Consider the following 13,825-nt stretch of genomic DNA (forward strand, 5'->3'; position numbering starts at 1 on the left):
TCGGCGGCAAGGGGTCGCCAGCGTCTGGACCAGAGGTCCGCAAGGGTGGTGACGCAGGATTCTCGGTGTCGGGAACCACCACCGGAACGGGGGCACCTCCCAGTGGTGGCCGGTGCGCATGAACCGGCTGGTGACAGCCGTCGCCGCACTTTCCGCCGAACCGCCGGGACGCCGAGAGGAATTCACCTGAGAAGCACCACCGTGCCGTTTGCCCGCCACGATTCCGGCGGCTCTCGCGAAGTGGGGCGCACCGGCGCTCGTCACATGTTTGGGGAAGTGGGCCATGACTCGGGAACGCGCCTTCGGGAGGCCGGTATGAGGGATTCCGCTATCGGTACGCGCTCCGTGCTCTTCCCCGGACAGGGGTCCCAGGGCAGGGGAATGGGGGCCGGGCTCTTCGACCGTTTCCGGGAGACGACCGCCATGGCCAACGACGTACTCGGCTACGACCTCCCGCGGCTGTGCCTGGAGGACCCGGACCGGCGGCTGAACGACACGCGCTACACCCAGCCCGCGCTCTATGTAGTCAACGCGCTGTCCTACCGGGACTCCCTGGAGCGGGGCGAACCCGAGGGCGACTATCTGCTCGGGCACAGCCTCGGGGAGTACAACGCCCTGCACGCCGCGGGCGCCTTCGATTTCGAGACCGGCCTCAAGCTCGTCATCAAGCGGGGTGAGCTCATGGCCCGGATCTCGGACGGGGCCATGCTCGCCGTCGTGGGCATGAGCGAGGGCGACCTGCGCGCCTTCCTGGCCGAGGAGGGGCTCGCCCGGCTCGACGTCGCCAATGTCAACACCACCACCCAGATCGTGCTGTCCGGGGCCCGTGACGAGATCGAGCGCGCCCGCGCGATTCTCGACGAGCGCCGGATCAGGGTCGCCCCGCTGAAGGTGTCCGCCGCCTTCCACTCGCGGTTCATGGCTCCGGCCCGTGACGAGTTCGGCGCCTACCTCAAGGGCTTCCGCTTCTCCCCCCTGCGGGCCACGGTGATCGCCAACCTCACCGCGCGGCCGTACGGGGAGCGGGACATCGCCGCGACGCTGAGCGAGCAGATCTCCGGCTCGGTGAGGTGGCTCGAAAGCATCCGCTATCTCCTGGAACGCACCTCCGCCGAGGACTGCCGGCAGGTGGGCGAAGGGAAGGTCCTCACGCGCATGGTCGAGCAGATCCGCACGGCCCCCACGACCCCCGCCCGCGTGGCGGCGCGGACACGGCCCCGGCTGTTCTGCGTCGCCTACGCGGGCGGTGACGAGCGCGCCTACGCCGGACTGACCGAGCACCTCCCGGACGTCGAGGTGGTGACACTGGAACGGCCGGGCCGGGGGCGGCGGTCCGCCGAGCCCCTGCTGCGGGACCCCGCCGCGATCGTCGACGACCTGCTCGCGCAGCTGCGCGACCGGCTCGACGCCCCGTACGCCCTCTACGGCCACAGCCTCGGCGCCCGGCTGGCCTTCCTGCTCTGCCACCGGCTGCGCGAACAGGGGCTGCCCGCACCGGCCCACCTCCTCGTCTCCGGCGAGAGCGGCCCGGCCATCCCCAGCCGGGAACGCCATACGTGGGAGCTGCCCACCGAAGCCTTCTGGGCGCACCTGAAACAGCTCGGCGGCATCCCCGAGGAGCTGTGGCAGCACAAGGACCTGATGACCTACTACGAGCGCATCATGCGGGCCGACTTCGCCGCACTGGGCGCCTACGAGCACGAGGACGCGCCCCCACTCGACGTGCCCGTCACCGCCATGACCGGTGAGGACGAGTGGTTCACCCCGGCCGACGTCGACGCCTGGCAGCGGGAGACCACCCGGCCCCTGACCACCCACCGGTTCCCCGGTGACCACTTCTTCATCAGGGCCCAGTGGCCCGCGCTGGCCCGGGCCGTCCGCTCCGGGCTCGCGGTCGCGTAGCACCGCGACCGGCACAGCGAAGCGTTCACGGGCGCCGGCCACCGGCGCGCGTCCAGACCAGCCATCCGACGGTGAGGACAGCCATGAAGCAGGACATCAAGAAGTACATGGAAGAGCAGCTGATGTTCGAGTTCGACTCGGAGATCACCGAGGACACCGACCTGTTCAAGGCGGGCATCCTCGACTCGTTCGGCTACGTCTCGCTGATGGCGCACATCGAGAAGGAATACGACGTGTCCTTCGGCGAGGACGAACTCCTCAGCAACATCATGGTCTCGCTGACCGGCATCGTCGAATTCGTCGACACCGTCCGCGCGCGGACCGCCGGGAGCCGGTGACCCGATGTGCGGCATAGCCGGCTTCCACGGAAGCTCCCTGCACCCGCGGGAATACCAGCACGTGATCCACGACATGCTCGCGCAGATCGAGCACCGCGGCCCGGACGAAGCGGGCTGCTTCCTCGACGACCGCCTGGCCATGGGCACGGTACGGCTGAGCATCATCGACCTGGCCGGCGGCTCGCAGCCGGCCGGCAGCGCCGACGGCCGCTACCGGCTCTGCTACAACGGCGAGCTCTACAACTACCGTGAGCTGCGCGACGAGCTGACCGCCCGCGGCTTCACCTTCCGCACCGGCTCCGACACCGAGGTCGTGCTCAACGCCTGGGCCGCCTGGGGCCACGACTGCCTGCCCCGGTTCAACGGCGCCTTCGCCTTCGCCGTCTTCGACACCACCACCGGTGAACTGCACCTGGCGCGCGACCGGTTCGGCAAGCGCCCGCTGTTCGTGGCCCGGCACGAGGGCGCCTGGCTGTTCGCCTCCGAGATGAAGGCGTTCTTGGCCTACCCCGGCTTCAGCTTCGAGTTCGACGCGCGGGAACTGTCCTCGATCTACGCCACCTGGGCACCGCTGCCCGGGCAGAGCGGCTACCGCGGGATCGAGCAGATCCCGATGGGGGAGTACCTCTCCGTGCGCGGGGACACGGTCCGCCGCGGCCGCTGGGCGAGCCTCGACCTGACCGCGGGACCGGCACCGGAGTCCGAGCGGGAGGCCGTCGAGCTGGTCCGCGCGGAGCTGGAGGCCGCGGTCGACGTGCGGCTGCGCAGCGACGTCGAGGTCGGGGTGTACGCCTCCGGCGGGCTGGACTCGTCCGTCATCGCGCACCTCGCGGCGCGGCGGACCGACCGCCCCCTGCGGACGTTCTCGATCCAGTTCGAGGACGCGGAGTTCGACGAGTCGGCCGAACAGACCGAGCTGGCGGAGCACCTGGGCACGCGGCACTCCACGGTGCGGGTGACGGACGCCGACATCGTCGACTCCTTCCCGGAAGCGGTCCGGCACGCCGAAGTGCCCGTCTTCCGTACCGCGTTCGTGCCGATGTTCCTGCTGGCCCGCCATGTGCGGAGCGAGGGCATCAAGGTCGTCCTCAGCGGCGAGGGCGCGGACGAGGCGTTCCTCGGATACGGCATCTTCAAGGACACCCAGCTGCTGTCGGCGTGGCACGAGATGGACGACGACACCCGCATGCGCAGGATGGGCCAGCTCTACCCCTACCTGCGCCACTTCAACGGCGCGGACGGCCACCGCCGCATGCTGGGGCTCTACCAGCAGTTCACCGAGGAGAGCCTGCCCGGCCTCTTCTCGCACCAGATGCGCTTCCAGAACGGCCGCTTCGCCGCGCGCCTGCTGCGGGACGCCGGCGATCCGTTCGCGGCCGTCAAGGAACTGGTGGCCCAGGAGCCCGGATACGCGCGGCTGTCGCCGGTGCAGAAGGCGCAGTGGCTGGAGTTCCGCACGCTGCTGAGCGGCTATCTCCTGTCGACCCAGGGCGAGCGGATGGCGCTCGCGCACGGAGTGGAGAACCGCTGCCCGTTCCTGGACCCCGCCGTCGTCCGCCGGGCCGCGTCGCTCAACCTGCGGTTCGGGGACTCCTTCGACGAGAAGTACCTGCTCAAGCGGGCCTACGCCGATGTGCTGCCCGAGCGGATCGTCAAGAAGGGGAAGTTCCCCTACCGGGCCCCCGACAGCGCCGCGTTCGTCCGCTCCCGCCCGGACTACCGCGAGCTGCTGACCGACTCCGACACCCTTGAGGAGATCGGTGTGCTGGACCCGCGCTTCGTGCGGCGGCTCACCGACCGCGTCTTCGACAGCCCCCCGGAGGGGATCGGCACGAAGGAGAACCAGGCGTTCGTCTTCCTCGCCTCGACGGTCTGGCTGCACCACTGGTACGTGCGCGGACACGCGCGCCGCCACGCTCCGCTCGGTGTCCCTTTGAACGTCGTCGACCGGCGCAGCTGCGCCCTGTCGGCCAGGACGGAGAACGTGCTGTGAAGAAGGAATCCGGCGTCCCCGCCGAGAGCCAGGACATCGCCGTCGTCGGCCTGTCCCTGCGGCTGCCCGGCTCGCGCACCCCGGAGGAGTTCTGGGACCACCTGGCCGGCGGGCGCTCGCTGATCAGCGAGGTGCCCGCGCGCCGCTGGCGCAAGGAGGACCACCTCGGCCACCCGCGCCGCGAGTTCAACAAGACCAACAGCGTGTGGGGCGGCTTCGTCGACGACATCGACTGCTTCGACGCGGACTTCTTCCGGATCTCCCCGCGCGAGGCGCAGTCCATGGACCCGCAGCAGCGGATGGCCCTGGAACTGAGCTGGCACGCGCTCGAGGACGCCGGATACCGCGCCGACCGGATCGCGGGCTCGCGCACCGGCGTCTTCATGGGCGTCTGCCACTGGGACTACGCCGAGCTGATCGAGCGGGAAGTCGAGGAGATCGACGCCTACTACCCGACCGGCGCGGCCTACGCGATCATCGCCAACCGCGTGTCCCACCACTTCGACTTCCGGGGCCCCAGCGTCGTCAACGACACCGCGTGCTCCAGTTCGCTCGTCGCCGTGCAGCAGGCGGTGCAGGCGCTGCGCAACGGCGACTGCGACCAGGCGCTCGCCGGCGGGGTCAACCTCACGTGGTCGCCCCGGCACTTCATCGCCTTCGCCAAGGCGGGCATGCTCTCGCCCGACGGGCTCTGCCGCGCGTTCGACGCGGACGCCAACGGTTACGTGCGCGGCGAGGGCGGCGGCGCCGTCCTGCTCAAGCGGGCCGCCGACGCGCGCCGCGACGGCGACGCCGTCCACGCGGTGATCAAGGGCATCGGCAGCAACCACGGCGGGCGCACCAGCTCCCTGACGGTCACCAACCCGGCCGCGCAGGCCGAGCTGATCACCGACGTCTACCGCCGGGCGGGCATCGAGCCCGGGACCGTCACCTACGTCGAGACGCACGGCCCCGGCACGCCCGTCGGCGACCCCATCGAGATCCGCGGTCTGAAGCGGGCCTTCGCCGAGCTGCACGCGGACCGGCCCGCGAACGGGCACCGCTGCGGCGTCGGCTCGGTGAAGACCAACATCGGCCACCTGGAGGGGGCCGCCGGGATCGCGGGCATGCTCAAGGTGATCCTCGCCATGCGCCACCGCAAGCTGCCCGCGACGGTCAACTTCCGCAAGCTCAACCCCCTCATCAAGCTCGACGGCAGCCCGCTGTACGTCGTGGACCGCCTCGTCGACTGGGGCACCGAGGACTCCGCACCCCTGCGGGCCGGCGTCAGCTCGTTCGGGTTCGGCGGGACGAACGCCCATGTGCTGCTCGAATCCGGCGACCCGGTCACCGCCACCGAGGACACCGGCGAACAGTGGCTGCCGGTGTCGGCCAAGGACGAGGAACGGCTGCGCGAGACGTGCGCCGCGCTCGCCCGCTGGGTCCGCGCCCGTGCCGGGAGCGACGAACCGCTGTCGTTGACCGACATCGCGCGCACCCTGCGCGAGGGCCGCGTGCCGATGCGCGAGCGCGTGGTGTTCCGCGCGAGCGGCCCCGACGAGTGGGCGGCCCAGCTGGAGAGCGTCGCCGCCGGTGCGGAACCGCCCGCGGACTGCCCGCGCGGCCGCGCCGACGCGGAGAGCCCCGACGGGCTGGACGCGGACGACCTGACGGCGCTGGCCGAGCGCTGGCTGGAGCGGGGGCGCGCGGACAAGTTCGCGGCGGCGTGGGCCCAGGGCCTGCCGGTCGACTGGGCGCAGTGGCCGCAGCAGGGCCGGCGGATACACCTGCCGGGCTACGCGTTCGCGCGCACCCCGCACTGGTTCCGCCCGGCCGGGGAGCCGGAGCGCGGCCGCTCGGCGGAGGCGCCCGCGCCGCTCGGCGAGGGGCGGCCGGAGGACGGCGGCTGGTCGTTCCCCGTACGCTTCGACGCCACGCACGGCTTCGTACGGGACCACGTCGTGGGCGGCACCCGGATCGTCCCGGGCGTGGTGGCGCTGGAACTCGTCACCGCGGCCGCCGGACAGCGGGCCGTGGCGGGCGCCCACGTGGGACAGCCGCCGCGCGTCCGCAACGCGGTGTGGATCCGCCCGCTGGTCGTCGCGGACACGGCACTCTCGGCGCGGCTCCGGCTGACCCCCGTGGGCGACGGCTACGACTACGCGATCACCGACGAGCAGGGCACGCCGTACACCAGCGGCCGCGTCGAGTACGGCGGGACCACGGCGGACACAGCGGACACGACGGACCTGGGCGCGCTGCGCGACCTGCACCCCCAGCGCGTCGACGTCGCCGAGGGCTACGCGGCGCTGCGGGCCAGCGGCATCGAGCACGGCCCCGCGCTGCGCGGCCTGCACGCGCTGCACCGTGGACAGGACGGTGTGCTGGCCGAGTTGCGGCTGCCCGCCGACGCCCCGGCGGGCCTGGGCCTCCAGCCCGCGATCCTCGACAGCGCCGTCCTCGCGGCCCTGGCCCTCGGCGCGGCGGACGGCGGCTGGCGCAGGCCGTCCGTGCCCGCGGTGCCGTTCGCGCTGGACAGCCTCACCGTCCACGCGCCGACGACCCCCGCCATGTGGGCCCGGCTGCGGCCCGCGGCCGGCGGCCGCGGGAACATGACGGCGGTCGACATCGACCTGATCGACGAGAACGGCCGGCTGTGCGTGCGCTTCACCGGATACACCTCCAGGGCCCTGCCCACCGACGGACCCGCCGGCCCCGCCCCCGAGGGTGAACTCATGGAGGTCACCGGCCGTTGGTCGGAGGCCGCCGCTCCCGAGGGCGGACCGGCCGGACCGGCCGGTCCGGTGACGGTGCTGAACGCCGCGCTGGACCAGGAGCTCGCCGCGGCGAGCGCGGCACGGCTGGGCATGGACATCGAGCACTTGGCGGTCCCCGCGGGCGGCACCGGCGCCGACGCGATGAAGGCCGCGTTCCGGTCCTGCTACCCGCACGTCCAGCGCCTGCTCGGACAGGGGCGGCGCGTGCTCGTCGTCGCGCCCGGAGCACCCGAGTCGCCCGTCCACGCCCCGCTGGCGGCGCTGTTGAAGACCGCGCACGAGGAGAACCCGTCCTTCACGGGGGCGCTGGTGCTCCTCGACGGATGGGACCCCCGCGACACCGGCCGCTTCGAGCGCGTCGTATGGGCGGAGGCGGTCGCCGGGGAGGACACCGAGGTCGCCTACGCCCCGGACGGCCGCCGGCTGCGCCACGAGACCGTCGAACTGGACCAGGGCGACGCCGGGGAGAACCTGCTCCGCGACGGCGGCGTGTACTGGATCACCGGTGGCGCCGGCGGGATCGGCCGGCTGCTGGCCGAGCGGCTGTGCCGCCGCTACGGCGCGACCGTGGTCATCAGCGGCCGGTCGGCCGACAGCCCGGCGGTCGACCGGCTGCGGGCGCGGCTGACCCGCGGCACGGTGGAGTACCGCCCCACCGACGTCACGGACGCGGAGAGCGTACGGACGACAGTGGCGGCCATCCGCGCCGAACGCGGCCGGCTCGACGGGGTGTTCCACGCGGCCGGTGTCCTCGACGACGGTTATCTCGCGAGCAAGCCGCTCGCGGGCACCGCCGCCGTGCTCGCGCCCAAGGTGGACGGCGCCGCGCACATCGATGCCGCGACCCGCGAAGACGGCCTGGACTTCCTGCTGTTGTTCGGCTCCGTCGCGGGCGCCTTCGGCAACGCCGCGCAGGCCGACTACGCCGCCGCCAACGCCTTCCTCGACGCGTTCGCCGCGCGGCGGCAGGCAGCCGGCAGCGTGACCCGCTCGGTCGACTGGCCGCTGTGGGCCGACGGCGGCATGCGGGTGGACGACGCCAGCCTGGCCTATATGCGCAAGCGCACCGGCACCGTGCCGCTGCCGAGCGAGGCCGGACTCGACGCGCTTGAACGCGCGCTGCGCTCCGACGCGCCCGTCCGCCGCGTGGTGCTCTTCGGGGAGAAGCCCAAGCTGCGCGTGTACGCGGGACTGGACCGCGCCGCGCGCCCCGTACCGCAGCGGACCACCCCCGCGCCCGCCGCCCTGGACGAGCGTGAACTCGTCGCCCGCACGCAGGAGCACCTGCGGAACCTCTTCGCCGAGGTGACCCGGCAGGAGGCGGAGCACATCCTGGTCGAGGAGAAGCTGGAGACCTACGGCATCGACTCGATCTCCATCGTCGACCTGACCAGCAAGCTGGAGGACACCTTCGGCTCGCTGCCCAAGACCCTCTTCTTCGAGCACGTCGACCTCCAGGGTGTGGCGGACTACTTCGTCGCCGAGCACCGCGACCGCCTGCTGGAACTCTTCGCCCCGGAGACACCGGCCCCGGAGGCACCGGCTCCCGGGATACCGGCTCCCGAGGCACCGGCCGTCGAGGTGCCTGCCGCGGCGGCACCGGCACCGGCCCTGCGGACGTCCGCGGTCGTCCAGGCGCGTACCCCTGCCGCACCGGCCGGCCCGGAGCGGCACGACATCGCCGTCATCGGCATGGCCGGACGCTACCCCGGCGCCGACACGCTGGAGGAGTTCTGGGAACTGCTCAGCGAGGGGCGGCACAGCTTCGAGCCGGTCCCCGAGTCGCGGTGGCGGCACAGCGACATCTATTTCGACGAGCGTGACGTCCAGGGCAAGACGGTCGTCAGGACCGGAACGTTCCTCCGGGACGTCGAGGCGTTCGACCCGCGCTACTTCAACATCTCCCAGCGCGACGCCGAACTGCTGTCCCCGGAGGTCCGGCTCTTCCTCCAGGCCGGTGTGACGGCGATGGAGGACGCGGGCTATTCACGCGAGACGCTCAAGCGCCGCTACGACAGCGACGTCGGCGTGCTGGTCGGCTCGATGAACAACAGCTACTCGTTCTACGGCTTCCAGAACATGCTGACCCGCGGCACCGCCACCAGCGGCAGCGAGATCGGCGTGATGGCCAACATGCTGTCGTACCACTACGGCTTCACCGGGCCGTCGGCCTTCGTCGACACCATGTGCTCCTCCTCGTCGGCCTGTGTGCACCAGGCGGTACGCATGCTGCGCGGCGGTGAGTGCCGCATGGTCGTCGTCGGCGGCATCAACCTGATGCTGCACCCCTTCGACCTGATCGCCACCTCGCAGGCGCACTTCACCACCAAGTCGGCCGGAGTCGTGCGCAGTTACGGCCTCGGCGCCGACGGCACGATCCTCGGCGAGGGCGTCGGCGCGCTCGTGCTCAAGCCGCTGGCGGAAGCGGTGGCCGACGGCGACCACGTCTACGGTGTGATCAAGGGCAGCGGCATGACCAACGCCGGGGTGCGCAACGGCTTCACGGTGCCGAGCCCGCAGCAGCAGGCGCGCGCCGTCGAGAAGGCGCTGGACGACGCCGGGGTGGACGCGCGGACGATCAGCTATCTGGAGGGCCACGGCTCGGCGACCTCCCTCGGCGACCCGATCGAGATCAAGGGAGCGAGCCTCGCCTTCGGCCGCGACACCCAGGACCGGGAGTTCTGCGCGATCGGCTCGGTCAAGTCCAACGTCGCCCACCTGCTGTCGGGTTCGGGCATGGCGGGCCTGACCAAGGTGCTGCTCCAGCTCAAGCACCGCACGCTGGCGCCGTCGCTGCACGCGGAGACCCTGAGCCCCGCGATCGACTTCGAGAAGACGCCGTTCGTCGTGCAGCGCGACCGCGCGGAGTGGCGGCGCCCGGTGCTCGGCGGCGAGCAGGTGCCCCGCCGGGCGGGCGTCACGTCCATCGGCGCGGGCGGCATCAACGTCCACATCGTGGTCGAGGAGCACGACGGGAGCGTCGTCGCGGCGCCGGACAGCGGCCGGCCGCAGCTGCTGGTCCTCTCCGCCATGACGCCCCAGGCCCTGCGAACGGTGCTGCGCGACACGCACCAGTACGTGCAGGACACCGCACCGGGCCTGGACGCGCTCGCCTACACCCTGCAGACCGGCAAGAACGAACTGCCGTGCCGGCTGGCGTTCGTCGCGAAGGACATCACCGACGCGCGGGCCGGCCTCGCCCGGCTGGCCGGGACCGACTGGACCGCCGAAGCACCGGAGGTGCCCCACGGCGTGCACTTCACCGTGAGCACGCTCCGGCAGCGGCGCACCGCCGACGCCGCCACCGTCGAACAGGCCCTGCGCGACGCGGACCTGTCCGAGCTGGCGCGTCACTGGGCGGGCGGCGCGGGGCCGGACTGGGACCTGCTGTGGCCGACGGGAACCCGCCCGGCCAAGCTGTCGCTCCCCGCCTACCCCTTCGACAAGGTGCGCTGCTGGTACCCCGAGTACGACGACGCGCCGAGCGTGCTGCGGCCGCTGGCCTTCACCCGGCGGGCACACCCGTGGATCGGCACCAACCGGTCGGACCTGAACGGCGTGCGCTACGCCCTGGAGCTGCGCGGGGACGACCTGCTGGACTACGTCCACACCGTCGGCCGCAAGCGCCGCTACGCCACCGTGGCGCTGCTCGACGCGGCCCTGGCCTTCGCCAGGCTCGCCGGGCTGGAGGGGCCGCTGCGACTGCGCGACGCCCGATGGGCCGCGCTGCCGTCGCCCGCCGACGCCGTGGAGACCTTCGAATGGCGGCTCGGCACGACCGGTTCCGGCGCGCACCGAGTCGAACTGTGGCACGCCGACGAGGCCACCCTGCGGTTCACCGCCGGCATCGAGCGGACGGCGCCCGCCGCGACCGCGCCGATGCCGCAGCCACTGGCCGCCCCCGTCACCCTCGACCAGGACGGCTTCTACGCCGGGCTGGCCGAAGCGGGCATCGACGCCCGGCCGTACGCGCGCGGCGTCGAGAGCGTCTCCCGGCTCGACGAGCACCGGCTGCTCGTGCGGGTCGCAGAACCCCCGATGTGCCAGGACCCCCACAAGCAGCGGGTGGAGTTCCCGGCCTGGGTGCTCGCCGGGCTCGTCCAGGGTGTCCAGCACGCGCTCGGCCGGGCCGAGGCGGCCGTGACACGCGTCGGCTCCGCGCACGGCGAGCGGGTGGAGCACACCCGGGCGATCGTGCTGGAGCGGACCTCCGACGCCGTGTTCCACGCGACCTTCCTCGACGGACACGGCCGCGTACTGGGCCGGATCGAGGACGCCGAGTTCACCGGCGGCACGCTCCCGGCGGCGCTGCGGGGCGAGGCCGGGCGGGCACCGGTGGCCCTGCCCCGGGCCGCGCGTCCGGAGCCGGAGGGCCACGCCCCCCTGGAACCAAGGCCGTTGGCCGCTCGGGCGGCCGAGCCGGTGGCTGTCGCGCCGGAGGCCCCTGAAGCCGCCGAGGGCGGGAAGGCCGCGCTCGTCGGCACCCTGCGCGAGACCGTCGCGGACCTCCTCAAGTTCGACCTGGCCGACATCGACGTCGACACGCACTTCCACGCGTACGGCTTCGAATCCATCACGCTGGCCAAGCTGTCCTCGGAGCTCAACGGCATCCTCGGTACGGACCTCACTCCGGCGGTCTTCTTCGAGTGCCCCGACATCCGCAGCCTCACCGAGCACCTGCTGGAGCGCTACGGCCCGGAGCTGACGACCTCCGCTGCCGCCAAGTCGCCCGAGCCCGGCCCCGCGCCGGTGCCGGCGCCTGTGCCCGCTGTTGTGCCTGCTCCAGTTCCAGTTCTCGTTCCCGTTCCGGACGACGGTGCCGTGGCGATCGTCGGCGCGGCAGGGCGCTTCCCCGGCGCGGACGACCTCGACGCCTTCTGGCAGCGGCTGCGCGCGGGCGCCGACCTGATCGGCGACTACCCCGGCGACCGGTTCGACGGGCGCTACGCCGAGACCGTCGCGCGGGCGGACTTCCCGAAGTTCGCCGGCCGGATCGACGGGGTGGACCGCTTCGACGCGGACTTCTTCCACCTCTCCCGGCTCGAAGCGGAGCTGATGGACCCTCAGCACCGCCTGGCGCTGGAGACCGTCTGGGCCGCGCTGGAGAACGGCGGCTACGCCCCGGCCCGGCTGCCGGAGAACACCGGTGTCTACTTCGGGGTCTCGGGCAGCGACTACCACCACCTGCTCAACGCCAGCGGCGTGGCTCCCGACGGCTTCACCGCCACCGGCAACGCCCACTCGATGCTGGCCAACCGGATCTCCTTCGTCCTGGACGTGCACGGGCCGAGCGAACCCGTCGACACGGCCTGCTCCAGCTCCCTCATCGCGCTGCACCGCGCCGTGGAGAGCATCAGGTCGGGCCGCTGCGACATGGCCCTCGCGGGCGGGGTCAACCTGCTGCTGAGCGTCGACACCTTCGCCGCGACACAGATGGCGGGAATGCTCAGCCCGGACGGCCGCTGCAAGACCTTCTCCGCCGACGCCGACGGCTACGTCCGCTCCGAGGGCGTCGCCGTGGTACTGCTCAAGCCGCTCGCCCAGGCGCAGCGGGACGGCGACGCCATCTGGGGCGTCGTCCGCGGCAGCGCCGAGAACCACGGCGGCCGCGCGGGATCCCTGACGGCCCCCAACGGCAAGGCGCAGACGGCGCTGATCCAGGACGCCATGCGCGGCATCGACCCGGACAGCGTCGGCTACGTCGAGGCACACGGCACGGGCACCGCCCTGGGCGACCCGGTCGAGGTCAACGCCCTCGCCGCCGCCTACCGCGCGCTGCGCGCCGCCGACGGCAGGCCGCCGCACGGTGCCCAGCCGTGCGCGCTCGGCTCGGTGAAGACGAACATCGGCCACCTGGAGTCGGCCGCGGGCCTGGCCGGAGTGCTGAAGGTGCTGCTCGCCATGCGTCATGGTGAGCTGCCGCCGACCCTGCACTGCGACCGGCTCAACCCGCATCTGCCGCTCGCCGACGGCGGTTTCGAGGTGGTGCGCGAGCCGCGCCGCTGGGAGCCGCGCGCCGACGCCACCGGGCGTCGGTGGCCGCTGCGGGCCGGGGTGAGCAGCTTCGGCTTCGGCGGGGCGAACGCCCACGTCGTACTCGAAGCACCCCCCGCGCCCCGGCCCGCACCGGCACGTACGACCACGCCCCAGGCCATCGTGCTGTCCGCCCGGGACGGCGACCGGCTGCGTGTCTCGGCCGGGCGGCTGCGGGACTTCCTCGCACAGGCCCGCCGCGACGCCCGGACCCCCGACCTCGCGGACCTGGCGTTCACCCTTCAGGTGGGCCGGGAGGCGATGGAGCGGCGCCTGGGCTTCGTCGCCAGGAGCGTCGACGACGTACTCGGCGCGCTGGACCGCTTCCTCGCCGGGGACGGGCCCTCCGGCCCGCACACCGGCGGTATCAAGCGGTCACGCGGCAGCGGGGTGCGGCGCGAGCCGGAGCAGGCCGCGGAGGTCACCCGGGCGCTGCGCGAGGGCCGGCTCGACGATGTGACGGCCCTGTGGTGCGACGGCGCGCCCGTCGACTGGCGGGCGGCACATCCCGCCGGTGAGCGCCGGACCGTGCGGCTGCCCGCCTACCCGTTCGCCCGCGACCGCTACTGGGTGCCCGCGAGCGACGAGGCACCCGCCCCGCCGCCCGGCGGCGGGACCGCGTTCGACTCCGCCGCCGCCGCGGCACTGCTCGACGCGGTCCTCGACGGGCGCGCCGGCCCGGACGCCCTGAGCCGGACCTGACGCTGCCCCTCCCCGTCCCCTCGCCCCCTCCCTTTTCTCTCCCTGTCTGCTCCCTGGATCAGGCGGCCCGACCGCCCCACGAACCCGGAACGGAACCGAAC

Annotated in this window: 4 protein-coding genes; all 4 read left to right on the forward strand. The window is 72.9% G+C overall.

Translation table 11 applies throughout. The annotated features are described in order from the left end of the window. The first annotated feature begins 315 nt into the window (after positions 1-315). The 4 genes from fabD (at position 316) to AB0435_RS03405 (ending at position 13,724) form a co-directional block, all read left to right on the forward strand. Positions 316-1,902 (forward strand): ACP S-malonyltransferase, encoded by a 1,587-nt coding sequence (gene fabD / locus AB0435_RS03390; RefSeq protein WP_366002421.1) that lies wholly within the window; start codon positions 316-318, stop codon positions 1,900-1,902. An 83-nt stretch (positions 1,903-1,985) separates the two neighbouring features. After that, positions 1,986-2,240, forward strand: a complete 255-nt coding sequence (locus tag AB0435_RS03395; protein WP_366002420.1) for an acyl carrier protein — start codon at positions 1,986-1,988, stop codon at positions 2,238-2,240. A 4-nt stretch (positions 2,241-2,244) separates the two neighbouring features. Then, entirely contained in the window at positions 2,245-4,233 is a 1,989-nt protein-coding gene (asnB, locus tag AB0435_RS03400) for an asparagine synthase (glutamine-hydrolyzing) (RefSeq protein ID WP_366426085.1), read from the forward strand. Then, positions 4,230-13,724, forward strand: coding sequence for an SDR family NAD(P)-dependent oxidoreductase (locus tag AB0435_RS03405; protein WP_366426086.1), 9,495 nt, complete (start codon positions 4,230-4,232; stop codon positions 13,722-13,724). The genes asnB and AB0435_RS03405 overlap by 4 nt, the downstream gene beginning before the upstream one ends. Positions 13,725-13,825 lie beyond the last annotated feature (101 nt).

Origin of the sequence: Streptomyces sp. NPDC051173 (genome assembly GCF_040689515.1) — a bacterium.
Taxonomy (GTDB): domain Bacteria; phylum Actinomycetota; class Actinomycetes; order Streptomycetales; family Streptomycetaceae; genus Streptomyces.

Coding starts and splice junctions, on each gene's coding strand:
- fabD (WP_366002421.1), top strand. CDS start 316: ATGAGGGATTCCGCTATCGGTACGCGCTCCGTGCTCTTCCCCGGACAG.
- AB0435_RS03395 (WP_366002420.1), top strand. CDS start 1,986: ATGAAGCAGGACATCAAGAAGTACATGGAAGAGCAGCTGATGTTCGAG.
- asnB (WP_366426085.1), top strand. CDS start 2,245: ATGTGCGGCATAGCCGGCTTCCACGGAAGCTCCCTGCACCCGCGGGAA.